30 protein-coding genes are annotated in these 24,777 nt (G+C 31.6%); 19 read left to right on the top strand and 11 right to left on the bottom strand.

The annotated features are described in order from the left end of the window. Positions 1-43 precede the first annotated feature (43 nt). On the bottom strand, positions 44-1,255 hold the full coding sequence (locus HYY52_01945; GenBank protein ID MBI2995458.1) for a nucleotide sugar dehydrogenase: 1,212 nt from the start codon (positions 1,253-1,255) through the stop codon (positions 44-46). Positions 1,256-1,475: 220 nt separating this feature from the next. On the opposite strand from HYY52_01945, the gene HYY52_01940 reads away from it, so the two are divergent. Both HYY52_01940 and HYY52_01935 read left to right on the top strand, forming a co-directional pair. Continuing rightward, positions 1,476-2,954 carry a hypothetical protein gene (locus tag HYY52_01940; GenBank protein ID MBI2995457.1) on the top strand — a complete coding sequence of 493 codons (1,479 nt, stop codon included), beginning with the start codon at positions 1,476-1,478 and terminating at the stop codon, positions 2,952-2,954. Between the two features lie 83 nt (positions 2,955-3,037). Continuing rightward, positions 3,038-3,226 (top strand): hypothetical protein, encoded by a 189-nt coding sequence (locus HYY52_01935; protein ID MBI2995456.1) that lies wholly within the window; start codon positions 3,038-3,040, stop codon positions 3,224-3,226. Here the strand turns inward: HYY52_01935 and HYY52_01930 are convergent. The 3 genes from HYY52_01930 to pstB form a co-directional block, all read right to left on the bottom strand. After that, the gene (locus HYY52_01930; protein ID MBI2995455.1) at positions 3,223-3,438 is read right to left on the bottom strand and encodes a hypothetical protein; all 216 of its coding nucleotides are present in this window, start codon (positions 3,436-3,438) and stop codon (positions 3,223-3,225) included. The two genes, HYY52_01935 and HYY52_01930, sit on opposite strands and share 4 nt — an antisense overlap. A gap of 122 nt (positions 3,439-3,560) precedes the next feature. Then, positions 3,561-4,037 (bottom strand): D-glycero-beta-D-manno-heptose 1-phosphate adenylyltransferase, encoded by a 477-nt coding sequence (gene rfaE2, locus HYY52_01925; protein ID MBI2995454.1) that lies wholly within the window; start codon positions 4,035-4,037, stop codon positions 3,561-3,563. After that, complete coding sequence (pstB, locus tag HYY52_01920) at positions 4,037-4,843, bottom strand: phosphate ABC transporter ATP-binding protein (GenBank protein ID MBI2995453.1); 807 nt, start codon at positions 4,841-4,843, stop codon at positions 4,037-4,039. Before pstB ends, rfaE2 begins: the two co-directional genes overlap by 1 nt. Before the next feature lie 14 nt (positions 4,844-4,857). Here pstB and HYY52_01915 point away from each other — a divergent pair, with 14 nt between their 5' ends. Beyond that, positions 4,858-6,159: a hypothetical protein gene (locus HYY52_01915; protein ID MBI2995452.1), complete on the top strand. Its 1,302-nt coding sequence runs from the start codon at positions 4,858-4,860 to the stop codon at positions 6,157-6,159. Position 6,160: 1 nt separating this feature from the next. Here HYY52_01915 and HYY52_01910 read toward each other — a convergent pair whose 3' ends face one another. Continuing rightward, on the bottom strand, positions 6,161-7,267 hold the full coding sequence (locus HYY52_01910; protein ID MBI2995451.1) for a histidinol-phosphate transaminase: 1,107 nt from the start codon (positions 7,265-7,267) through the stop codon (positions 6,161-6,163). Positions 7,268-7,275: 8 nt separating this feature from the next. Between HYY52_01910 and HYY52_01905 the strand changes: the two genes are divergently transcribed. Beyond that, positions 7,276-7,842 (top strand): DedA family protein, encoded by a 567-nt coding sequence (locus HYY52_01905; GenBank protein ID MBI2995450.1) that lies wholly within the window; start codon positions 7,276-7,278, stop codon positions 7,840-7,842. Here the strand turns inward: HYY52_01905 and HYY52_01900 are convergent. The 3 genes from HYY52_01900 to HYY52_01890 all read right to left on the bottom strand — a co-directional run bounded on the left by HYY52_01900 (position 7,835) and on the right by HYY52_01890 (position 9,353). Then, positions 7,835-8,056: a hypothetical protein gene (locus HYY52_01900; GenBank protein MBI2995449.1), complete on the bottom strand. Its 222-nt coding sequence runs from the start codon at positions 8,054-8,056 to the stop codon at positions 7,835-7,837. The two genes, HYY52_01905 and HYY52_01900, sit on opposite strands and share 8 nt — an antisense overlap. 23 nt (positions 8,057-8,079) lie before the next feature. Further along, the gene (locus HYY52_01895; GenBank protein MBI2995448.1) at positions 8,080-8,280 is read right to left on the bottom strand and encodes a hypothetical protein; all 201 of its coding nucleotides are present in this window, start codon (positions 8,278-8,280) and stop codon (positions 8,080-8,082) included. 107 nt (positions 8,281-8,387) lie between these two features. Continuing rightward, positions 8,388-9,353 carry a GNAT family N-acetyltransferase gene (locus tag HYY52_01890; GenBank protein MBI2995447.1) on the bottom strand — a complete coding sequence of 322 codons (966 nt, stop codon included), beginning with the start codon at positions 9,351-9,353 and terminating at the stop codon, positions 8,388-8,390. Positions 9,354-9,478: 125 nt separating this feature from the next. Between HYY52_01890 and glnA the strand changes: the two genes are divergently transcribed. Continuing rightward, the gene (gene glnA, locus HYY52_01885) at positions 9,479-10,822 is read left to right on the top strand and encodes a type I glutamate--ammonia ligase (protein ID MBI2995446.1); all 1,344 of its coding nucleotides are present in this window, start codon (positions 9,479-9,481) and stop codon (positions 10,820-10,822) included. Here glnA and HYY52_01880 read toward each other — a convergent pair. Then, the gene (locus HYY52_01880) at positions 10,819-11,580 is read right to left on the bottom strand and encodes a hypothetical protein (protein MBI2995445.1); all 762 of its coding nucleotides are present in this window, start codon (positions 11,578-11,580) and stop codon (positions 10,819-10,821) included. The genes glnA and HYY52_01880 overlap by 4 nt on opposite strands. 86 nt (positions 11,581-11,666) lie before the next feature. Here HYY52_01880 and HYY52_01875 point away from each other — a divergent pair, with 86 nt between their 5' ends. Then, positions 11,667-12,824 carry a hypothetical protein gene (locus tag HYY52_01875; protein MBI2995444.1) on the top strand — a complete coding sequence of 386 codons (1,158 nt, stop codon included), beginning with the start codon at positions 11,667-11,669 and terminating at the stop codon, positions 12,822-12,824. Positions 12,825-12,850: 26 nt separating this feature from the next. After that, positions 12,851-13,279, top strand: a complete 429-nt coding sequence (gene atpC, locus HYY52_01870; GenBank protein ID MBI2995443.1) for an ATP synthase F1 subunit epsilon — start codon at positions 12,851-12,853, stop codon at positions 13,277-13,279. Here atpC and rsmG read toward each other — a convergent pair. After that, a complete protein-coding gene (gene rsmG / locus HYY52_01865; protein MBI2995442.1) occupies positions 13,269-13,901 on the bottom strand; it encodes a 16S rRNA (guanine(527)-N(7))-methyltransferase RsmG in 633 nt (210 codons plus the stop codon). The two genes, atpC and rsmG, sit on opposite strands and share 11 nt — an antisense overlap. On the opposite strand from rsmG, the gene acs reads away from it, so the two are divergent. Further along, complete coding sequence (gene acs, locus HYY52_01860; GenBank protein MBI2995441.1) at positions 13,900-15,927, top strand: acetate--CoA ligase; 2,028 nt, start codon at positions 13,900-13,902, stop codon at positions 15,925-15,927. The two genes, rsmG and acs, sit on opposite strands and share 2 nt — an antisense overlap. 4 nt (positions 15,928-15,931) lie before the next feature. Here the strand turns inward: acs and HYY52_01855 are convergent, their stop codons facing one another. Beyond that, positions 15,932-17,209: a site-specific DNA-methyltransferase gene (locus tag HYY52_01855; protein ID MBI2995440.1), complete on the bottom strand. Its 1,278-nt coding sequence runs from the start codon at positions 17,207-17,209 to the stop codon at positions 15,932-15,934. A 221-nt stretch (positions 17,210-17,430) separates the two neighbouring features. Between HYY52_01855 and HYY52_01850 the strand changes: the two genes are divergently transcribed. The 11 genes from HYY52_01850 (at position 17,431) to HYY52_01800 (ending at position 24,777) form a co-directional block, all read left to right on the top strand. Beyond that, positions 17,431-18,810, top strand: a complete 1,380-nt coding sequence (locus HYY52_01850) for a cbb3-type cytochrome c oxidase subunit I (protein MBI2995439.1) — start codon at positions 17,431-17,433, stop codon at positions 18,808-18,810. Between the two features lie 64 nt (positions 18,811-18,874). After that, on the top strand, positions 18,875-19,804 hold the full coding sequence (locus HYY52_01845; GenBank protein MBI2995438.1) for a cbb3-type cytochrome c oxidase subunit II: 930 nt from the start codon (positions 18,875-18,877) through the stop codon (positions 19,802-19,804). Between the two features lie 18 nt (positions 19,805-19,822). Beyond that, positions 19,823-20,020 (top strand): cbb3-type cytochrome oxidase assembly protein CcoS, encoded by a 198-nt coding sequence (gene ccoS / locus HYY52_01840; GenBank protein ID MBI2995437.1) that lies wholly within the window; start codon positions 19,823-19,825, stop codon positions 20,018-20,020. Further along, a complete protein-coding gene (locus HYY52_01835) occupies positions 20,013-20,180 on the top strand; it encodes a hypothetical protein (protein ID MBI2995436.1) in 168 nt (55 codons plus the stop codon). The genes ccoS and HYY52_01835 overlap by 8 nt, the downstream gene beginning before the upstream one ends. Before the next feature lie 48 nt (positions 20,181-20,228). Further along, a complete protein-coding gene (locus HYY52_01830) occupies positions 20,229-20,999 on the top strand; it encodes a c-type cytochrome (GenBank protein MBI2995435.1) in 771 nt (256 codons plus the stop codon). Between the two features lie 6 nt (positions 21,000-21,005). After that, positions 21,006-21,572, top strand: coding sequence for a ubiquinol-cytochrome c reductase iron-sulfur subunit (locus HYY52_01825; GenBank protein MBI2995434.1), 567 nt, complete (start codon positions 21,006-21,008; stop codon positions 21,570-21,572). A 34-nt stretch (positions 21,573-21,606) separates the two neighbouring features. Beyond that, entirely contained in the window at positions 21,607-22,935 is a 1,329-nt protein-coding gene (locus tag HYY52_01820; GenBank protein MBI2995433.1) for a cytochrome b N-terminal domain-containing protein, read from the top strand. Beyond that, entirely contained in the window at positions 22,932-23,141 is a 210-nt protein-coding gene (locus HYY52_01815; protein MBI2995432.1) for a hypothetical protein, read from the top strand. The genes HYY52_01820 and HYY52_01815 overlap by 4 nt, the downstream gene beginning before the upstream one ends. Further along, a complete protein-coding gene (locus HYY52_01810; GenBank protein ID MBI2995431.1) occupies positions 23,123-24,241 on the top strand; it encodes a cytochrome b N-terminal domain-containing protein in 1,119 nt (372 codons plus the stop codon). Before HYY52_01815 ends, HYY52_01810 begins: the two co-directional genes overlap by 19 nt. Next, positions 24,234-24,623 (top strand): hydrogenase iron-sulfur subunit, encoded by a 390-nt coding sequence (locus HYY52_01805; protein ID MBI2995430.1) that lies wholly within the window; start codon positions 24,234-24,236, stop codon positions 24,621-24,623. The genes HYY52_01810 and HYY52_01805 overlap by 8 nt, the downstream gene beginning before the upstream one ends. 7 nt (positions 24,624-24,630) lie before the next feature. Then, positions 24,631-24,777, top strand: coding sequence for a hypothetical protein (locus tag HYY52_01800; GenBank protein ID MBI2995429.1), 147 nt, complete (start codon positions 24,631-24,633; stop codon positions 24,775-24,777).

Here is a 24,777-nt window from a genome sequence, read left to right as displayed (position 1 = left end):
TGGCTCGCTATTATCAATATATTTAAGAAAATATAAAATGTTTTTATTTTGCATGATGAGATTTAGTCTTTAATCCCTTCCAAAATCCATTTACATCTAAGTAAACACACTTAGGATTGTTTATTAATTTATTAATTTTTTCAAGATCTTTAAATTCATCATGTGGAGTCATTAAAATAACTACATCTGAATGTAATAAAACTGATGAATCTGAATATTCAGGTAGATAAGGATCGTAGCAAGCAACATTATAGTCTTTATAGTAAAGTGCTTTTCTTAGTTTGTAACTAAGTGATGATCTTACATCATCAGAATTGGGTTTATTTGTCATCCCAAGAATTGCTACCTTATTTACTTTATAGTTCTCAAGTTTTTGTACAAGATAATTTGGAAGTGATTCATTGATTTTAAATGCCGTTGTAACCAGCTCAGCAAATGGGATTTTATCTACTAAAAACCATCCTTCTTTATGTGGTCCTGGGCCACTGGCGTTTGCATTTGGGAGAGGAATATTATTTTCTTTGTTATTTATTGATTCAAGAATTTTGTGAATATTTGCTTTGTAAGCTTCAGCTATTAAATAAAACTCATTTGCACAAGCATTTTGAATGTAGGTGTACATGTTTTTCATAAGTTTTGCAAGTAAAACTTCTTCTGGATTTAACTGAGTAATTTTCCCTTTTGTAATTGTTTTAAAAAACTTTTCAGCTAGTTTAAAACTTTCATTGTCGTAAGTTCCAATTGGTTGTGGGGATTTTAAAATATCATTTATGTTTGCATTTTCATTAGCTATTTCAGGTGCAAATGCTAGATAAATATCCTGGCCTACCGTTAGTCCTGTCTTATCTTCAATCAAGGTTTTAATTCTATCTACAATTTGCGGTGATAAAGTATTTCTAAAAATTATTAACTGACCTTTTTTCAAATAATTAGAAAGATCAAAAATTATTCCAGCAACTGGTTCTAAGCTTGGATTTAAATTTGAATCAACAGGTGTACCAATTGTAATTATTATGATTTCTGCTTTTGAAACAATGTCATGTTCTAAATTTAAAGTTAAAGTTTTCTTTTTTAGTGCTTCTTCTAAATATATTTCAGCTCCTTTTTCTACAAAAGGTAAGCAACCACCTTTAATTTCATTTATTTTTTCTTCATCAATATCAATAATTGAAACAGTATGTCCTTTACATGCAAGAACAAGTGATAATTTAAATCCTAATCTTCCACATCCACCTATTACTGCAACTTTGCTCATAAGGTTCTTATTCCCTTATTTAGGTTAAGAAGAGTAAGTTAAATGGTTTATTTTTACCGAAGATTAAGAAAAGGTTCCCTTTTAAGGTTAAGAATTGATAAAATCAGCTTAAAAGCTAGGTCTTTAAAGAGACTTGGTTTTTATTTTAGAAAATAATTATAGACAACTATAAGATAAAAATTAACTTAGGCCAAATGCTGAAAGCTGAACGCTATTTCTTATGATAACAACAAATCCAATTACTGTTTTAGAAGGTGGAAGAGAAACTCTCCTTAAGTACTTAAAAGAGAAAGTACAGTTGTCTAATGAACAACTTGATAAATTAAAAAGAGTAAAGGTAGCTAGTGGTGAAGTTAATAAAAATGGCTGGAAGTTTGAAGAAGATTCCAATGGTAAAACCAATGAGGAAATTTTAATAATAAAAAAAGAGGTTGGAGATTTAGATGAAATAAAAAAAGAATTAGATAATGGCCAAGATAGTTATGTACCACAAGAAGGTGAAATACAAGAAGGGGCTTTACATTTTCTTTCTCAAATAATGGAAAGAGCTTTTCATAGAAGAACTACATTAGTTGGATGGCTTGAATATTTTTTTCTTAGATCATTTGGTTTTAAGGATGATGATGATTTTGAACAAGTAAAAAATAAATTAACAAGTGAAAATTTTGTCTCGAATCTTACTGCATATAGGAAAGCAAAAGAAGATGATGAGTTAAAAGCTAAAGAGTCTTTAAATACAGCATTTGGAGATGATAAGGCAGGTATAAAACTTGCTAAGTTAGCTTCTTTTTTATTAGATACTTATAATAGACTGCCAATAGGTTTTGCTAAATTTTTCCCGTTTGTTTTTTCTATACAGAATATTGCTATGCCGTGGTTAAAATCGTTATTCCCTAAAGTTAAATTATTTGATTTTATGGTTTTAATAAATCCTTGGGGTTATGAAATTAGTGAGTGTATGGGAAATTATGTAAAAGAAATCCAGGGCATTCATAAATCTCTTAAACCTAATAACAAAGAAGATGAAAAAGTTATTGGAGAAATTGAAATTACATCGTTGGATCTAAATGAGCATAAATTACAAAGAATAATTAAAAAAGTAGATGAAGGATTTGATAGGTTAGTAGGAAAAGGTACTACTGTTGCTTCTTGGTGTTTAACAGGTATTTTAAAACAACTAGGTGATTATAAAGGATACCAACAATTTGCAAAACAATTTACTGATGATACTGGTGAAGGTGGCTTTATAAAAAAACTTTATGCTTCTTTAACCAATAGTAGCGATCTGGAAAAAGTATTTGATAAAGAACCAGAAAAGTACTATGTAGCAAAAATAGTTTCATGGGCTACAAGAATTGCACATTCAGTAACTTCTGAAGAACTTAAATACTATACAAATTTGTTTGGTGCAATTTTTACACCATTAAATTTAAGTATGCCTATACTTGCTAAGTTCTTCCATAAAGGTGTACTTGGATTTTTAGTTCATACAGCACTAAAGTTCTTCCCGCTAGCAAACGAATTGATTTTTGATCATACAGGGAATTTCAGGAAAGAAATTCTAGATGTTCAAAAAGAATTAGAAGATGAATCAGTTGCACAGATGTTTCCTTCAATTGATATTAAGTCTGGAGTTACAAATTTAATTACTTCTTTCCGTGATTTTGCAAAAAAACGTGTAGTAGGTGAAGCTGCATAGGGATAACACCATTTACCCTTTTGTTTGCTTTGTAGCTGCCGATGTTTTTATTAGATATTGATTGAAATAAACAGAGGGCAGCTATGGCAACAGTTACCGAAGAATTTAGAAATTTAGCAAAAGAGCTCAGTGAGCTGTATCAAAAAAGAAAAGATATTGCAAAAGATATTATTTGTAAGGAAGACAGGTTAAGAAGACTAGGCATGTTGCTGGAAGTTGCAGATGCTTTAGAAGAAAAGTTTGATAATTCGAAAGAAATTTTAGAAAGCTAATTTATTATTTCAAGAAAAACCTCTCTAGAGTTTGGAATATTAATTGTTTTAGATGTTATGGGATTTGAGCTACTAAAAGAACCAAGCTGTTCAAGAACTATTGGTGTTTCACTTTCTAAACAGCTTAAGGTAACTTTTTTCTTATGTCTTAATTCCCTTGCTATATAGGCTATTTCCCAGCTTAGTTCTTTGTTTTTATATAGATTAAACATATATTACTCCTTTAATACCAAGCACATTTTTTATAAGTTTGCAAAACCAGGCATTTGGTTCCTTAATGTTTTATTAACTTTATATTAGCAAAAATGTTCCTAAAAAAGATAGAGTAGGATTCTTAAATTTTTTTAAGACTTTGAATAATACTTGTAGTAGAGATACCAGGAATCATTGGTATTTGGACTATTTTGCCACCTAACTTTTTTACTACTTTTACTTCAGGTAACTTGTCTAAAGTATATTCACTGCCTTTAACATAGATATCTGGCCTAACTTTTTCAAGGAAATTTTCTGCAGTTTCTTCAAAAAACAGTGTTATATAATCAATGCAACTTAATGCTGCAAGAACTTCAGCTCTTTCATTTTCATTAATTATTGGTCTATTATTGCCTTTTAATTTTTTTACAGAATTATCACTATTAATTCCAACAACTAAAATGTCACCTAAAGTTTTTGCTTTTTGAAGAGATCTTATATGACCAACATGTAAGATATCAAAACATCCATTTGTTGCTACTATTACTAAGTTTTTATTTTTAGACTTTAAGAAATCAATCTTATGTTGGAGTTGATCTAGTGAAACAATTTCTGCCATTATCCAAATCTTCCAGTAATATAGTCTTCTGTTCTTTTATCCACTGGGCTGCTAAATATTTGTGCTGTAGCATTGTATTCTACTAAAAAACCAGTTCTTTCTTCTGTTGTCCAGAAAAATGCAGTGTTGTCAGATATTCTGCTTGCTTGTTGCATGTTGTGAGTAACAATTATTATTGTTAATTGTTTTTTTAATTCATTTAGTAAATCTTCAATTTTTAAAGTAGCAATAGGATCTAATGCGGAACAAGGTTCATCTAAAAGTAAAATTTCTGGTTCAACTGCAAGTGCTCTTGCTATGCACAGTCTTTGTTGCTGACCACCAGAAAGTTCATATGCATGTTGTTCAAGTTTGTCATAAATCTCTTCCCAAAGTGCTGCTTGTTTCAGACTATTTTCAATAATTTCGTCTAAGACTTTTTTTTGATTAATCCCGTGCATTCTTGGTCCATAAGCAACATTGTCATAAATGCTCATAGGGAAAGGAGTTGGTCTTTGAAAGACCATTCCAATTCTTCTTCTAAGTTCTATTAGATCTACACCATTACTATAAATATTTTCATTGTGAATAAATATTGAACCTTCTATTTTTGCACCTGGAACTGCATCATTCATCCTGTTTAAACTTCTAAGTACAGTTGATTTACCACACCCTGAAGGGCCTATTAAGGCAGTAATTTTATTTGCTTCTATATCTAAAGACACGTCCTGTACTGCCAGGAAATTATTGTAGTAACAGTTAACATTTTCAAGTCTTATAACTATTTGCTTTGCTGTTTCTGTAAGCATACTCCGTGATTTTAACATATTATAATAATCTTATGAAAAGCCAAATATTACGAAAAAATTCTACCAATCTGCTTTCTTCAAATGAAATTGAAAGAAGACAGATAAGACATAAAATATATTTTTCAATTAATGGCGAAGGTTATGGTCACTCAAGCAGAGCTTTAGCAATTGCAAATCAATTTAATCCAAATGAGGTTATCTTAAGTAGTTATGGTTATGTTTTAAAAAGACTTGAAAATACTTCTTATCAAACAGTTGAAGTAGATCCTGAAATTAAGTTTGTAGGGAGAGATGGCGAGTTTGATATTGGTTTAACTATCTTAAAAAACAGTTCATGGCCTGTTGCTATAAATCAAATTATTAGAGAAGAAAAAAAAATAATGCAAAATTATTGTGTGACTTGTGTTGTTTCTGATTCTAGAAGTGCACCAATATTTGCTGCTAAGAAACTTGGGCTTCCATGTATTTTATTAACAAATCAAACTACCTTTGCACCTTTTTTTGAAGCTGAAATAAATGACTTGGAAGATAGCTTAATTGAAAAGTCTTTTAAGGAATGGCTTAGAGTTGGAACTAAAGCTGTTCTAACTAATGCAACTGAACCTTTTTTTCTAAAGGTTGTAAAAAACTGGCTTGAAGCATGTGATGAGATATTTATTCCAGATCTCCCTCCACCATATTCATTGTCATTGCCACTTTTATGTAATGAATCTTTTGTAAAGAAAAAACAACGTTTCATTGGACCATTGTTGCCATGGAGTTGGAAATCAATTGTAAGCTCAAATGATAAAAACTCTTTGTTATTAAGTCATCATGCTTATAAGAAAAAAATAGTTTGTACTTTAGGGGGACACAAATACAGAAAACCTTTATTTGATGTAATATTGTCTTTAGCTAAACAACTGCCTGAATATTTAATTATAGTCTTAAGTGATTTTACTTCTGATTTAAAGCTGCCTAATTTACTCCTTGTAGGTTTTGTAGATAATCCTGCAGTATATTACTCAAATGCTGATTTAATTATTACTCAAGCAGGACATAGCACAGCAATGGAATTAATTACTTTAGGTGTGCCTGCTTTAGTAGTGCCAGATTCAGCTCAAGTAGAACAAGAATCAAATGCTAAGAGGCTTTGTGAGCTAGGCTTAGCTGCAAGGCTGTCTTATAAAGATCTAAGTACAAGTTCTCTAAAGAATCAAATTCAATACATGTTAAATGAACCTGCTTTTTTAAGTAGTGGGAAAAAAATAAGTACAATTGCAAGAAGTTTTTTAGCAAATGAAGAAGCAGCTAGAATTATTAGAGATTATTCTACAAGAGTACAAGCGTATTAGGTTACAAGGTTTCAAGGTTGCAAGGTTTTATTTCTTCTACAACTCTCTTGTTTTGCTCTCTTGTCCCAATTGTAATTCTTAAAAGATATTCACTGCCTTGTCCGAAACTAGAACATTCTCTAGCTATAATTCCTTTTTTTAGTAACTTGTCTGCTAATTCTTTTGATTTTTTCTTTGTCTTAATTGTAATAAAATTAGCATCTGAAGGAATATATTCTATTCCTAATTTTTTAAATTCTTTGTAGTAAAATCTTTTTCCATTTTTTACCATCTTAATGGTTTTTTTAACAAAGTTTTTATCATCCAAGGCAGCTAAAGCAGCAGCTTGAGCTGGTCTTGAGACTACAAATGGAGTAATAGAATTTAAATAATAACGAACTAAACTTTTATGTATAAATGCATAACCAACTCTAAAACCAGCAAGCCCGTATATTTTTGAAAATGTTCTTCCTATAATTAAATTAGGATATTTTTCAATCCATTTAACAAGGGATTTACCACCGAATTCAATATATGCTTCATCCAGGAAAACAATTTTACCAGTCTTTAAAATTGTTTTAATATCTTCTTTGTTCATTAAATTTCCAGTTGGATTATTTGGTGAGCAAATAAAAATTATTTTTGTTTTTTTGTTAATTAGTTTTAGTATTTTATTTACATTTAACTGGAAATTATTTTTTAACAGTGGAATTATTCTAGATTTTGCACCAGCCCATAAGGTATTTAGTTCGTAACATGAAAATGTAGGATTTGAAATAATAGTTTCATCTCCATTATTTAAAAACAATCTTGCAAGCATTTCAAAAACATGATCCATGCCATTTCCTACTACTACTTCTACGTTTTTTAATCCAAACAAACTTTTTATCTTAGCTGCTAACTTGCTTGATGCAACTTCTGGATACAGGTTTACTTTTTCTAATGCTAGAGTTGCTGCTTTTATTGCTTTTTTTGATGAACCTAGAACATTTTCATTACTTCCAAGCTTGAGGATATTTTTAGGATCAAGTTTATATTTATCTCTTATTTCTTCAATTGACTTCCCTGCTGTATACTGATGCAAGTAAAGAATTGTTCGTCTGAGATTCTTTTTAATATTTTTATTCATTTTATTTTATGTTAGTAGCAGTCAAAGAATTCTTTAAACAATATGGTAGCATTGGATTATTTTTAAATGCTTTTTTTGATGGCTTTATTTTACCTTTGCCTCCAGATTTTTTATTGTCTACACTTGCCTTACAAAAAATCAAAGATCCTACAATTCTTGCAATGATTTGTAGCCTTGGTTCAGTTATTGGAGGATGTATTGGGTATGCAGTAGGAAGATTTGGTGGAAGAACTATTGTAGATAAAATCTTTCCAAATAGTATTTTTATTGAAAAAGCAGAAAGATTATTTACAAAATTTGGAGTCTGGGCAATTGTAATTGATGCATTTACTCCTATTCCATACAAAGCGTTAACATTAGGTAGTGGACTAATGAAGTTTAACCCAATCATATTTGCACTAGTAAGTTTTCCAGTAAGAAGTATAAGATATATTTTAGTAGCAAACACAGCTAGTTTTATTGGGGATCAACTAAGGATAGAATTTGAAAGGACATTTTTATTGATTGTAATTTTAGTAGTTGTTCTTGTAATATTAATTTTTCAAGTGAAGAGAAAGTTTGCTAAGGTTAGCTAGCTTTTTTTACTTGTCTCATTTCTCGTCTTTTTCTAAAGTGTTCTTCCAATTCCTCAGGTTTAATTGGTGGACCAAATTTTATTCTTCCCTCATAGCAACGTTTATCATATTCATGTAATAAATCTCTATGTAGCCATTCATGCGCAGACAATTCTTTTTCTAATTCCTTATTAGACATTTTTTTCAATTCATCATTACTGTAGTTTTTCATCATGGTACACCTCTGTCCTTATATTTTTAGTATATTTTACCATCAAACGATATTTTATATCTATCAAGATCTTCTAGACAAAGGACTTCAATTTCGCAATTTTTTATATCACTTTTATCACCCCAGTTAATAAATCTAATTAGCCTGACTTCAATCCTTTCTCTTTTCATTTGTTTTAAAAGAGAATATAAACTATTTATTTGTTCTTCTGTTGGTATAAATGGCATTAAATAAACTTATCAGAAAAGTGTAAGTAAAATTCTTAAGACTTTATATTTGTGTAACTAGAGGTTACATGAAATGATTAAATTTTTTTAATGTTGGTAAACCTCTTTTACGTAGGTGCTATAGAAGGAGCTCCAACATTTGCAAGTTTGCTTTTTCTTTCCTTTACTTTTTGCCAAATAGTTTTGACTAACAATTCTTTTACCTCAGTTCTAACAAAACCTAATTTATTTAATAGTTCACAAAGTTCAGTTATATAGTCATTTGCTTTTATTGTAAGTTGTAGAGGTGTATTGCAATACGCCCCTTTAGCACCAATGAAGTCACAAACTATTACACTTAAAAACTGATGATACAAATGATTCCATCCTGGACTAACTAATAATTCTATACAATGACAATTGTTGTTTATTTTTTGAACATGCGTCCAGCCTATAATGAGATTTCTTTTCTTATCAATTAAGACTAAAGCTTCTTTTTTATTTTTAAAATATTCTTTAGAATGTCCCAATGCTGGTCTTAAGTCTGGTGGTATTGAAGAAAGTTCTAACTTTTCAAGTTCTGTAAGATCATTATTTGTCTGAGGCTGAATTATAAAATCATTATCAAGCAAAGGTACATTAGAAAATTCTTTTACATTAATTTCTTTTTCATAAAATCCAACCTTTGTATATCTCCTAAAACCACACTCATGAAATAATGACAATGCTGGAAAGTTTTGTGAATCAATTTCTGCAAGAAAATGTTCAACTCCATGACCACCATATAAAGAAAGTACATACCTTAAAAGCTCTTCACCAATACCTTTGTTTCTTACTTCATCTTGAACAAAAACCTCATTAATCTGCCAGCAGTTGTTTGGCTTTGATAAAGATTGTAAAATTATGTACCCAAGAATATTTTTTTCTTCTATTGCAACATGTATGCTTGGTAAATAACGAAAGTTGTATGGAATAAAGTCTTGCATTGAATAAACTAATTTGTTAATAAAATCAGGTTTTAGTACAGAATTATCTTTAAATAATTCTTTTAGCTTTTCATAATCAGCTGGTTGTGGCGATCTAATTTTGAACATGTATTTTATTATAGAACTTGAGTTATAGTTGTAGAAGCATCTAAAAACATTTATTATAAGAGCATGTTAAAAATTATATATAGAAAGGTAAAAAAATGAGTACAACAACTATGAATACATCAAGAATGAATACATCAAAAAATCCAACAAACGAAGAAATCATGAAATTAGCAAGAGCAAATGATATTAAGTTTGTCCGCCTCCAATTTATTGATATTTTTGGCATTGTAAAAAATCTTGCTATTCCTGTAGAGCAGCTAGATAAAGCTTTAAACAATGAAGTAATGCTTGATGGAAGTTCTATAAAAGGTTTTCAAAGAATTGAAAGATCTGATCTTTATTTTTATCCGGATAAAAGTACTTTTAGAATTTTGCCCTGGAGGCCGTCTGAAGGCAAAGTCGCAAGACTTGTTTGTGATATTTATGATCCAGATGGCAAGCCATTTCCAGGATGTCCTAGAAATAATTTAAAAAGAATTTTAGCACAAGTTGAAAAAGAACTTGGCTATACCATGAACGTAGGACCAGAGTGTGAGTTCTTTTTATTTAATAAAGATCAAAGTGGTAATCCGACAATTGATCCAAGTGATGTAGCTGCATATTTTGATGTAGAACCACTTGATATAGGTCAATCAGTAAGAAGAGAAATAATTTATACACTTGAAGAAATGGGTTTTGAAATAGAAGCATCTCACCATGAAGTTGCAATTGGGCAACATGAGATTGACTTTAAATATGAGGACGCACTAAGTACTGCAGACAACATTGCAACATTTAGGTGGGTTACAAAGGCAGTTGCATCAAAGCATGGAATGCATGCTACTTTTATGCCAAAACCAATATTTGGACAAAATGGATCTGGAATGCACTGTAACCAATCTCTCTCAAAAGATGGTAAGAATATTTTCTTTGATGCAAGTACACCAGACAAATTAAGCAAGGAAATGAAATGGTATATTGGAGGGCTTTTAAAAAATATTCGTGGTATTTGTGCAGTAACAAATCCTCTTGTAAACAGTTATAAGAGATTAGTGCCTGGCTATGAAGCACCTGTTTATATTGCATGGTCACCAGGAAACAGATCAGCACTTTGTAGAGTACCTGATAAAAGAGGAAGCTCCACGCGGGTAGAACTTAGATCGCCAGATCCATCAGCAAATCCATATCTAGTAATAGCTTGTATGCTTATAGCTGGACTGGATGGTATGAAAAATAAAATTGAACCGCCGCCGCCAATAAATAGAAATATTTATCGCTTGGATCCAAAAGAAAAGGAAGAGCTCGGTGTTGACAGTCTACCAGGCACTCTTGAAGAAGCTTTGAGAGAATTTGAAAAAAGCAAGATTGCAAAAATTGCTCTTGGAGATCATATTTATGATCAATTTAAAGCCTTAAAATGGTCTGAGTGGGATGAATATAGAATTCAAGTAACAGGCTGGGAAGAAAATAGATACTTGAGAGTATATTAAGCAGCAGGACTTGGTATGTTTAAATCCAAGTCTCTTATTGCAGCTATATCAGTGTTTTCTAAGTGACCTTTTCTATCTAATATCTCTAATGCAAGTCTAACTTTAGCTATTCCACTGTGAAATTTTCCATTTACTGTTCCGCCTTTTGTCTTACCACGTAGAGCAGCTATTTCTTTTTGGTTGTACATTTTGTCTTCTTTATTTAAACCAAAGGCTAGTCTAACTACTTGATATTCAAGTGTGCCAAGTTGAAAAATTTTATCTATAATACCTTCTCTGTCTAATTCTTTTAAATCTTCTCTTGAAATTTCTTCAAATGTTTTTATATTTGATTTAGTTACATCTTCTGTCATTAAAGTCATTTGTTTTGAAGAGTTTGCCTTTCTTTGTTCACAAATCATCTTGTTTTTAATGGAATGTTGAATATAAGCAATTGGACTTTCAACATTATCTAAATCATGATCCCTTACTAATTCCCAGATTGCTATGCAACCATTGCTTATAAGTTCTTCTTCATAAGCTTCTGACTTACAGCCAATTTTATAACAAACTTTTCTCGCAGTTGCTTTAATATCATTTTCTAGGAATTGCAACAATTCATTAAATGGCTCCTCGTTGCCAATCATCAATCCTTCTTTAGCTTTCTCAAATAAGATTCTTACTGCTTTGCTTCTGCTTCCTTTTTGCACAGATAGATTTAAGCAAGTAAAAGGATGATATATTTCTAGCTGTCCAACAGTAACTGGCAGTGTATTCATGAAAATTTGTTTTCTTAAAAGGTTATTATAACTTAGTCATGAGAATAATATCAAGAAGATATGTATGGTGATGGTAAATTATTAGTATGAAATTTAATTTCTATAAAAAAATACTTAATCTAGAAATTCCAAAAGCTATTGAACCAATTATCCAAGAAAATGTTGAAAAAATTCTTTTAAGAGCAATAAATGGATTAGAAGTTGTTATAAAAAGAGATATCAGGCCACCAGAAATTACTCCTAAAAAACTCCTTTACCAGGAGAAATATATTACTCTTTATCACTTTATTCCAAGAACAGAATCATTGTACGAAGTACCTGTAATTCTTGTACCACCACTTATGACTACAACAGATATTCTTGACCTTGTATCTGGACATAGTTTAGCTGAAATGCTTGTAGAAAATGGTTCCAATGTTTATTTGGTTGATTTTGGAAAGCCTGAAAAATATGACTCACATTTAAGAATTGATGACTACATTTTAAATTTTCTTTACCGTGCAGTTCACATGACAAAAAAACATTCTAATTCAAAACAAGTTTCTTTAGTAGGTTATTGTCTTGGTGGTTCATTTAGCATTATATATTCAAGTACTTCAACTGATATAAAAAATGACATTAAAAATGTAATTAACATTGCAGGACCAATTGATTTTAAAAACCTTCCGTTTTTTAAATTACTTTTTAAGCCATTTAAAAAGGAATGGTTTGCAGTGATAGATAAATTTGGGTGTGTGCCAAAGGAACTCTTAACTTTTATTTTCAAAGTTTCAAACCCCCTTTCATATATTTATGGGCCTTTACATGTAATCAATAAATCATGGGATAGAGATTTCTTGGTTAAACAACAAGCTTTAACTAATTTTTTTTCAAATTTCCAGAATCTTCCTGCAGTTACTTTTAAACAATTTTTTGAGATTATTGAGTCTAATAGTCTTATATCTAGGAAACTAAAACTTTTAGATCAAACTGTTAACTTAGCTAATTTTCAAGCAAGTCTTTTAGCTTTTGGTGGATCAAGAGATACATTTATTCCTCCTGATTCTGTTAGAACAGTTCAAAAATATATTTCAAGTAAAGATTTTCAATACAATGAATTGCCATTTGGACATATTTCTATAATGGGAAGTGAAAGAGCAAGGACTGCAGTGTGGAAAACATGTGTAGATTGGCTCAGTACACGAAGTGGGGAATTAATACAAGGTAGAGACGTGATTAATCACGTCTCTACGACATCGACATAATTTGTTTTATTATTTAAAATAAGAATATGCCAAAGACAATTCATTTAAAAGTTATTACTCCAAATGCAATAGTTCTTGATACTGATGTAGAACAAATAATTGCAAGAACTGTTGATGGAGAAATTGGGATTTTGCCAGATCATATTCCTCTTTTTACTCCACTAACCACAGCACCTTTTCAATATTGGGCAGGCAGTGAAAGAAAAGTTGCAGCAGTCCTAGGTGGAATGATAGAAGTCTCAAAACAAGGAGTAACTGTTTTATCAGATCATGCTGCACTAGCAGAAGATATTGATATCTTAGTAGCAGAAAAAGAAAAAGAACTAGCAGAAGCAAGAATTGCTCAGAAAAAAGATAAATTAGATGTACAAAAAGCTGAGTTAGATTTAAACAGATTGCTTGTAATGCTTGAAGCAGCTGAATTAGCAAAAAGGTTAAAAAATATTAGAAGCTAATAACAACAAGTTTTCTAATAATCCCATTTATTTCTTTTGTGAATATTTGTTTTTTTACATTTTTTATTTCTTCTAGATTTTTTGATTTGTATGCAATTAGATAACCACCTTTTTTTAAAAGAGGTAATGAATATTTAATTAATTTATCTAGTTTTGCAACTGCACGTGCAGTAATCAAATCAAATTTGTGTAGAGACGTTGCGTGCAACGTCTCTATACGATCATTTACAATCTCCACATTCTTAAGACCTAATTCTTTTACAAGATGTGTTAAAAAAATTGTTTTCTTCCTTATTGATTCACATAATGTAAAATGCCAATCTACTTTCATTATGGCAAGAGGAATTGCTGGAAAACCTCCGCCAGAACCAATATCCAACACTGTAGGGGCGTATTGCAATACGCCCCTACACAAATCTTCGCTCTCTGGCAAAAAAATTATTGAATCTAGAAAATGTTTTTCAAGAATGAAGTCTTCTTGCTTACGGGATATTAAATTAATCTTTTTATTCCATTCAATTAATATCTCATAGTACTTTTTAAAAAGATCTAGTTGATTATTATTGATTTCAATGCCAAAATTATTACAAGCGTTTTTAAAATCTCCAAAAGTTTCTATCATGGTACAAGAAAATATTACATCAATTCTTTTAGAAAATAGGATTTTTAGTCCACCAGAGAATTTTGTAAACCAAGCAAATCTTACCAAGAAAGAATATGACAGGCTAGTCTTAAAAGCACAAACTGACTTTGAAGGCTTTTGGGCAGAACTTGCAGAAAAAAATATATTTTGGTTTAAAAGGTGGGAAAAAGTTTTAGAGTGGAATGAACCATTTGCTAAGTGGTTTACAGGTGGTAAGACCAATGTTTCATATAACTGTTTAGATAGACATTTAAAAGATAGAGCAAATAAAGTTGCATTAATTTGGATTAGTGAAAATGGTGAGAAAAGAAAATTAACTTATAAAGAACTTTTTAATGAGGTTTGTAAATTTAGTAATGTACTTTTAGATCTTGGAACTAAAGAATTAGATCGAGTGGTTATTTACATGCCACTAATTCCTGAAACAATTATTGCTATGCTAGCTTGTACAAGAATAGGAGCAATTCATAGTGTTGTTTTTGGAGGATTTAGTATTGAAGCACTAAAAGATAGAATTAATGATGCAAAAGCAAAGCTAGTAATTACTGCAGATGGTGGATATAGAAGAGGTCAAATTGTTCCACTAAAAGCAAATGTAGATGAAGCATTAAAAAAATGTCCAACTGTTGAAAAAACAATTGTTGTTAATAGGCTACAGACCAAAGACCAGAGACCAAAGACCAAAGACCAGGAAAAGGTCTCTAGTCCATGGTCTATAGTCCCTGGTCCAACATATTATTGGTATCACGATCTAATTAAAAACATTTCAAATAAAAACAAACCAAAAGAATTAGATTCTGAACACCCTCTTTTTATTCTTTATACATCAGGTACAACTGGAAAACCAAAAGGGATATTGCATACTACTGGAGGTTATTTACTATGGGCAAATGTAACTATGAAATGGGTTTTTGATATTAAAGACAATGATATTTTTTGGTGTACTGCTGATATTGGTTGGATTACTGGACACAGTTATGTAGTTTATGGTCCATTAAGTTGTGGTAGTACAGTCCTTATCTATGAAGGTGCACCAAATTATCCTGACTGGGGAAGATTTTGGAAAATTATTGATGAAAATAAAGTAAGTATTTTTTACACTGCACCAACTGCAATTCGTTCATTTATGAAGGCAGGAAATGAATGGGTAGAAAAATATAATCTTTCAAGTCTAAGACTACTTGGCACTGTAGGAGAACCAATAAATCCTGAAGCATGGATGTGGTACTACAAAAATATAGGGAAAGAAAAATGTCCAGTAGTAGATACCTGGTGGCAGACTGAAACAGGAGGAATATTAATCTCACCAATTCCAGGAGTTACAAATACAAAACCAGGTTCAGCGACCTTCCCTCTCCCAGGGGTTTTTGCAGATGTAGTTGATGAAAATGGAAATCAAGCTCCATATAATCAAAGCGGACTTCTTGTAATAAAAAAACCATGGCCTTCAATGCTAAGAACAATTTATGGTAATGATGAGCGGTATAAGCAAACGTATTGGAGTAGGGGCGTTGCGTGCAACGCCCTTACCAAAGGTTCGTTATATTATCTCACTGGTGATGGTGCTTGCAAAGGTACTAATAATTATTTCTGGCTTCTTGGTCGAGTAGATGATGTAATAAAAGTTTCAGGACATCTTTTAAGTACAATGGAAGTTGAGTCATCGCTTGTTAGTCATCCCGCTGTAGCTGAAGCTGCAGTAGTTGGCTATCCACATGAAATAAAAGGAGAAGCATTGTGTGCATTTGTTGTATTAAAGCAATCAGCAATCAGCAATCAGCAATCAGCTCTCAACTCTCAACTCAAAGATCACGTAGCTCAGCAAATTGGTCCAGTTGCAAAACCAGATCAAATCAGATTTACAGACTCTCTTCCAAAAACAAGGTCAGGGAAAATTATGCGGAGACTGCTCAGAGATATTGCAAGTGGAAAAAAAACAGTTGGAGATACAACTACATTGGAGGATGTAAGTATATTGGAAAAATTAAGAGTAGAAGAAGAATAAAAACTTAATTCTTCCTTAAACAAACAATTCTATCTATTTGTAATCCTTGATTCGTTTTTAAAAAGGATGAATTATATCTGCTTGTAGGTGGAATGTCATCGTTAATAATTAAATCCACTTCAAAACCAACTCTTTTTGCTTCATGAGCAATTATATTACTTGTCTTAATAATAAATTTCCCACTAGTGGATTTTTTAGTCACATCGCCTACTACTACAAATGCTCTTTGGCCTCTTTTAAGAACTCTATAAGCTTCTCTTAAAAACTGATACATTGCAAGAGAATATTTCTCATAGCTTGCAGTTTGAGTTACTTGTTTTCTTACTTCTTTAAAGTCAAAACCTAAAAGCCACTCACGAAGCCAGTTATCCCATGGATAACTTTGAGCTGTAAAATATGGAGGAGAAGTAACAATAAGATCAAACTTTTCTTCCCAGCTATCCGGGAGTTCCTGAGCTTTTCCAAGGAATGCTTTCCCTGAAACACAAGCAATACCTGCACTCTGAAGATAAAAAGATCTTTCAATCATACAATGAATTACATTTTTATCAGGTTTTTTTAAATTATGTTTTCTTGCATAGTTTTTTGTGTAAGTAGGTGCCATTGAAAATGAATGAGAACAAGGCAAGCTTAAACTATAACTTGATGAACCATGTAAAATACCAATTAATACTCCAAGCCAATATTGTGCACATTGTTCTTTTTTTGTTTTAGCTTCATGAAAGACAACACCATTTGAATAGTCAATCTTACTTGTATCAAGATTGAAATCTTCTAAAAGTTTTTCTTTTATTACAAGAATTTGAGCAAGTGTTTTAGTTGAAAAGAAAACTTTTACATCTTGAGGTATATCTCTAATGTTTGTTTCAGACACACCAAATCTTATTGATTTTAAATAATCTACTGCTTCTTCATGTTTTATAAGATTTATTTTTGCTCCTGTTAAAACATATGCTTCAGGTGTTACATCTACTCCAAATCCAGCACGATCTAACAAACATGCTTGGTATGGAGCAGTACCTTTGCCTGAATAAGGATCTAAAACTAAATCACCAACATTTGAAAAATTACTTATAAAATAATCTGCCAATGCCGGTGGAAAAGAACCAGACCTAGATGCCATGCCATGCATTGGATGTCCCCAATTACGAGGGGTGTTTCGCCAAGTTTCTCTTAGGTAGTAACTGCTAGTGCTTAGATAAGAATCTTCAATGTTTGTAAATTTAGGATTAATGATTTTTAAAAGATCTTCTGCTTGTACAGGTGCTTTTGTTTTATTCATACCTCTACGATGTCGATAAAAAATAATTTACAGTTCCTTCTAAAACCTGCTCTCTGTGTGGGTTATCAAAAGGTATGAGTGATAATAAAATTGTTCCTGTTAAGTTCCGGACTTGCAATATAGAATTAAATTTACATATTTATTTTCTTCTGTAAAGAAAATCCTATTTTATGATTGATTTGTTTTATTTTTTTATACAATTATCTTGTTATAGATAAAAAATGTTTTTCTCAGATAAAGAAAATTCAGCAAGTAGAAATTTTATTGTTAGTGCAGTCTTTTGGTTAGTTGTTGGAATGACAATGGGCTTAATTGGGGCTATAGAATTTACTGCTCCAGATATAAGTTCTGGAATTCCACAAATTACTTTTTCAAGACTAAGACCAGCACATGTAAACACTGTTGCATTTGGTTGGCTAAGTATGGCAAACATTGGAATTATTCTTTATATAGTTCCGACTCTTACAAGATCAAAATTATTTAGTGAAAAACTTGCAAATTTTATTTGTCTTGTTTGGAACCTTGCGATTTGGGGTGGCATTATTTGTATAACTAATGGATACACTGAAGGGCGTGAATATGCTGAGTTTCCAGTTCCCATTGATGTAATAGTTTTAGTTGGTTTGCTTACACTTTCATATATTGTTTATATGACTACAATGACACGAACTGTAAAAAAATTGTATGTAAGTATGTGGTACATCTTAGGTACATTTTTTTGGATGCCGCTTGTTTATTTTATTGGAAATAGAACATTTATAAGGCTTGAAGGATTAAATGATGGAATTGTAAATTGGTTTTACGGCCATAATATTCTTGGAATGTGGTTTACAACACTTGGAGTTGGAATTGCTTATTATATGATTCCAAAACTTAGTGGCTGTCCACTTTGGAGTCATAGCCTTTCAATGCTTGGATTTTGGACTATTGCTTTTTTCTATGCACCTACAGGGACACATCACATTTTGCAAGCCCCAGTTCCAGAATGGTTAAAAGCACTTGCAGTAGTTTTTAGCATAGCGCTTGTTATTCCTGTTGTTACTGTCCTTACAAATTTCTTTATGACAATGAAAGGAAACTGGTGGCAGCTTGCAAATAATTTGCCATTAAGATTTGTTTTAACTGGTGCATTCTTTTACCTTGTTACTTGTATTCAAGGGCCATTTCAAGCAACTAGATCTATTAACTGGTACCTTCATTTTTCACAGTGGGTTCCAGGACATGCTCATGTTGCACTTCTTGGGACATTTTCATTTTTTAATTTTGGTGCAATTTATTACATATTACCAAGAGTATTAAATAAACAAATGTATAGTGTTAGTTTAGCAAGAGCACATTACTGGTTTACATTAATTGGATTTTTTATTTTCTTTAGTGCATTTACAATTGGTGGATTAGTTCAAGCAGCAGGATGGCATGCACAAATGCCAATTAGTACATGGGGACTTGAAATGGTTCCATATTGGATATTTAGAGCAATTGGTGGAAGCTTAATGTGGTTTGGAAATATTTTGCTTTTGTTAAATGTTATTCAAACTGTAAGAGAAGTAAAACCACTTGATGCCGAGGATGTAGAGCCTGCAATGGTGCCAGCAAAATAGAACAGAAACGGCGAAACGGCGAAACGGAGAGACGGAGAAACTGGGAGACGGTGACAGAAAGAAAATGAACAAAAATTACGTACTTCCAGCAATTGTTCTCTTGCTTTCATTCAGTGGAATTATTTTTGCTACTGTTTTATTGCCAAATTTTATTTTTAGACCAGCACCTTCTGAGTTTGCATTTGTTAGGACTTCATTAGAAGAACAAGGTAGAAAAATTTATATAAGAGAAGGTTGTGTAAATTGTCATAGTCAATTTGTAAGACCTCAAGATAGAGACTTTGGACCTTTAGTTTTAGCTGGCGATTATGTTTATGACACTCCCAATCTTTTAGGTACAATTCGAACTGGTCCTGATTTATCCAACGAAGGTGGAAAACATCCTGATGCATGGCATATTGCACATTTTAAAGGTCCAAGAAGTACTACACCTGGTTCTGTTATGCCACCGTTTAATTACTTGAAAGATGATGAGATGAAAGCTCTTGTTGCTTATATCCAATCTTTAGGAAAAAAAAGGATTGTAAAATACAAAAGAATTTATCATCCTGATGAGCTGGAAAAAGTTTTAGAAAAAAGAAAGATGGATGTTAATAGTTCTGCAGCTAGTAATGCAGGGAGAGGAATTTTTCAACAAAATTGCGCGACTTGTCATGGTACTCATGGTTTAGGTAATGGTCCAAATGCAATTGCACTTTCAAAGAAACCAGCAAATTTCTCAAGACCATTTTACAAGGATTATGACGACATAACTTGGTTTTGGAGAATTACTGAAGGTGTGCCAGGAACTAGAATGCCACAGTGGGGCAAGTTACTTACTGAAGAACAAAGATGGTATCTGGTTGCATTTTTAAAGATACTTCCAAGAGAAAATGAAGTATATCCAAAATCATATGAGGATTTAGATTCGGAAAAATGGGTCCGCCAAAATAAAATTTCAGAAGCAGAATTAAATTCTCAAAAACCTGCAATGATTTTAAGAGAAGGGCATTAGGAGGGAATTGACAATTATATGAATGTAACAGTACAAGAAATAATTCATGACTTAATTGCACAGCCAGGACTAGGGATGTTTGCATGGTTTTGTTTTATAACTTTTTTTATTGCATTAATATTTTTTATTTGGGCATTAACATCTGGACAGTTAAAAGATCTCGAAAAAAGTAAGTTTGATATGTTTAACGATAAGGAGACTCACAGCAATGGATGAACAAATTACAGAATATAAGCCGCTTTGTCAGGTACCAAAAATTACAAAACCAGAAGAGTACCGCATGGGCGAACATAAACCACCAGTTTTTTTAATAGTACTTTTTATTTTAGTTTTTATATGGGCATTAATTTCTTGGGTACCGTTTTTTGGTTATTAAAGTGTAGGGGCAGGTCATGACCTGCCCAAATTAAGGTAAAAAAATAAGATGGGGAGTAGAAAAAATATAAAAACAATAATACTGGTTTTATTTGTTTTTTCGATTGGATTATTTTTAACCGCTTGTCAGTCCAATTTTCAATTAAAAAACATTAGTTTACCTTCTGAGCAAAAACCATTAATTAGCAAAGAAGCAGCAAAAGAAGATTTTGCATATCCTACAAAAGATCCATCTGTAGTTGAAGGTAAAAAATTGTTTGCTCAGAATTGCTCTCAGTGTCATGGTTTTAGATACGAAAAAAGGAAACATAATTTTACTTTGAAGTATGTGAATAGTGTTACTCCATCTACATTATTTAAAGTAATAACTAGTAATAGTAAACATCCCTCATTTAAAGATAAGCTTACCAAGATAGAGAGATGGGATATTGTAATGTATTTGCGCTATGAGCTTTTTGGAATGCCAAAAGATTTTGAAGATACAAGAATAAAATTTGCTTCTAACTGTGGTGTGTGTCATGGAACACGAGGATTTGCAGATGGACCACTGCATTATTACTTAAATCCTCCACCTGCTAACTTTAATCAGTTTGACAAGTTTTATGAGAAAACTGATGAGCATTTATTTGAAAGAATATCAAATGGTATTCCATGGACTGCAATGCCACCATGGGCAAATAGAATTGATAAAGACAAACATTTTACCTTTGATGAAAAATTTAGATGGGAGCTTGTCAAGTATGTAAGACATTTTGGTTATTCTACAGAAGTAGATATTTTAAGACAAGAGAAATTATTTAATGGAAAAGAGAAAAAATAATATAAGATGAACACAGAAACAACAAGACGTGAATTATTAAAAGTGATGTTGGCAGTACCTGTTTTAGGTACTTTATTTGCAGCACTTTCTCCTTTTATGAGATTTTTAAAACCAACTATTAAACCACTTAACTATATGCAAGGGCCCGATCTACCAGAATCTTTAAAACCTGTAGTGTTTGATCTTTCATTATTTCCAAAACCTTTTGATGTACAATCTTTTAACTTTACTCAAGTAAATAAAGAGTACACAGCATTAGGTACTCAGATAAGAGATATTCCTGGATTTGCTGTAAGACTTCCAAATGGTGAGTTTGCAGTTTACAGCAGAATATGTCCACATCTTGGTTGTGTTTTTAACTATGTTCCAGATCCTGATGAGGTTGCTAAAGGATATAACTTTAGACCAGATGGGCCTGTTTTTGCATGCCCATGTCACTTAAGTGTTTTTGATATCCAAAAAGAAGGAAAAGTTGTTTCAGGTCCTGCACCAAGACCACCAAGAAAATTTACTTATAAGATTGAAAATAATCAGTTAGTTATAACTGATCTGGAAACAGGAGGAATTGCGTAGGGAATTGAAAATTGAAAATTGGGAATGAAATAGAATGTTAGAAAAAGTAAAACAATATTTTGAAATTTCAAGAAAGTGGGTTATCGATCACATTAATGGCATTGATATTTTTGATGAACACTATATTGATAAAGCAAAAACAAATCCTTGGTATACACTTGGCTCGCTTGTATGGCTTTTTTGGATGGTAACAATTGTATCTGGTTGTTTACTAATGGCAATTTATATTCCATCTATTGCTGAGGCTTATGATTCAATTGTAAAAATACAAACACAAATTCCTTTTGGTTCAATTATTAGAGGCGTACATAAATATGGAACTGATGCATTGATTATTGCAGCTACTATGAGGCTTTATCGGATGTTTATTGCTTGTGACTATAAACCAAACCGTGAATTCAATATAGCAATTGCTTTAATTACTTTGCTTTTTGGTATGTACTCAGGATTAACAGGCTACCTTTTAATTTGGAATCAAAGAGCATTTTGGGCAACAAAAGTTTTTGCAACTTTTCCAACTTATGTAGAACAGTTTTATATACTAGGACCAACTCATATTGGTGCCAACACATCACAAATTCTTTTAGGTGGCAGCTCAATTGGTCAAGCAACAATGACAAGATTTTATGCATTTCATATTGCTTTTACCTTGCTTGCTTTAATTGCTTACGAACTTTACATCTATAAAATGGGACATAAGAGATTAAATATTTCCTGGAAGCTTGCATGTCTTCCAATTGCAATGGTATGTATAACTGCTATTATTCTTCCTGCCCAAATTGGACATAGAGCTGATCCTAGTATTACACCACTCCCAATTCTTTCTGACTGGTACTTTTTAGCACTTTATCAGTTTTTAAAATATATGGAACCTGTTTGGGCAACTGCTCTTACAGTGCTTGTTCCAATTACTGTAATTATCCTTCCTTATTTTGATCTTGGACCTGAAACAAGACTTTTTAAAAGACCAATATTTTTAATGGTTACTATAATGGGTTTCTTGGAATTTTTAATATTTTCATTTTTAATTATTTTTAATGTTGCAAATATTTATAGAGACCCGCCGATTTGGAGAATAGGTACCTGGATATTAATTGCAATTGGTGTTATGTGGCAATATATTAATCATAAAATTGAAAGACCAGAAAAATTACCTGTTGCAATTTGTGACTTTATTGCATATGTTGCTTGTCCTTTGTTTGTTTTATATTGGTCATTTCCTACCTTGTTAAATGGTTGGATTACTTTAAAGCAGCAGCTTATCGGTGTAAGTATTTGTATGATTCCAACTGTTATTGCTTATACTTGGCATTTGTTTATTAGAAAGAAAATTGTTAGTGGGGAGATAAAAGTAACTAAATGACACCTGTTTTTAAACTTGTTTTTGGCTTTGTAACTATTGTTGTTACAGCTATGTTTCTTTTCTTGCTTATAAGTGCTGAGTTAAATTCTTTAGATTTAACTTTTGCAAAATATTTTGGTTTGTTTATTGCTTTTAGTGCAATTTCATTTTTGCTTTTAACTAGAGGTGAGGATAATGAAGAAACAAAATGTATAAAAAAACATTAGAAAAATTACAAATACTAACAATAAATCTTGAAAAGTGGCTAAACAAGGTTTTTAGTCAAAAGTACAATCCACTTTACTATCATGGTGCACTACCAAATTTATTTATGTGGACTTTGTTTATTACTGGACTTTTGCTTTTTGTTTATTTCCAGCCTACATTAGACAGTGCATATATTTCAGTAAACTATATTTCAGGTAAAGTACCTTTTGGAAATATTGTTCGTGGTATGCACAGATATGCTGCAGATGCAATGATAATTACAGTTATATTGCATGCACTTAGAGTTTATTTTACAGACAGGTATAGAAAATATCGCTGGATAGCATGGTATTCAGGTATTGTGCTTTTAGTTTGCATGTTAGTCATTGGCATTACTGGCTATGTTCTTGTTTGGGATGAAAGATCTTACATGATTGTTTTAGTACTAACTAATGCTTTGAAATCAATACCACTTGTTGGAATTCATCTTGCAAAGTTTTTTGTAAATGGTGAGATGGTTACACATTACACACTAGCAATGTCATTTTTCTTACATGTTGGCGTTTCATTTTTTCTTTTGTACTTGCTTTGGTTACACTATCTTAGAATTTCAAGACCAGTTACAAATGTCCCCCTAGGTCTTGGTATGTTACTTATAGCACTAATTATTATTCCAGCAGGGATGTTACAAGCTATTAGTGGAAGACCAGCAGTTTTAACACAGACTCCTAGTGAATTTCCGATAGACTGGTTTTATCTTTGGATTTTCCCTTTATTTTCAAGTATGCCAGCAATGACTGTTTGGATAATTTTATTTATAGCAATTGTAATTTTACTATTAGTTCCATTTTTAATAGTAGATAAAGAAAAATCACCAGCTCAGGTTTTACAAGATAATTGTGTTGGTTGTACTCTTTGTGCAAAAGACTGTCCATATGAAGCAATTTATATGGTGCCAAGAACAGACCATCCAAAGTTTAAACAACTGGCAATTGTAATTGATGCTCGGTGTGCAGAATGTGGGCTTTGTGTTGGAGCATGTGCTTTTAAGGCAATTGAACTGCCACAAAAACAATCTAAAGAAATTCTTGGAAAGATAGGGGATGTATTAAATGGCTGAACAAAACAAAAAGAAAAAAATATTGGGCATTGTTTGTGAACGTAGTGCAGATCTAAAAAACCACACTAAAAATAACAAATTAAAAGAAAAAGAAAACATTGCAATTCTTGAAATGATTTGTTCTGGGATGATTCAGCCACAAATGATAGAAGAAGCCTTTAAGCAAGGTGCTGAAGGAGTATTTGTAATGGGCTGTCAGATAGGGGATTGTCATTTTAGAGAAGGAAATAAATGGTGTCAAGAAAGATTACTTGGACTCCGCCCGCCAAATATTAAAAAAACAATTGATAAAAATAAAGTTCGTGGTTTCTGGCTTGCAAAGTGTGATTACAAAAAATTTATAGAGAAGGTAAATAAGTTTGAAGAAGATTTAGGAGGATAAAACATAAATGGCAACAATTAAAGACGCAAAAATAATAATGAATATTTCAAATGTTTCACCTATAAAAATATTTTTTCATAATGTATTTTTTTATTTACATCTTTTCTTTTGGCTAATTTTAATTGCTTGTTTTGGAATAATTGCAGAGTTTTAG

It is taken from the genome of Candidatus Melainabacteria bacterium (assembly GCA_016193285.1).
GTDB lineage: Bacteria > Cyanobacteriota > Vampirovibrionia > 2-02-FULL-35-15 > 2-02-FULL-35-15 > JACPSL01.
This window is presented reverse-complemented; position numbering and strand designations above follow the sequence as displayed.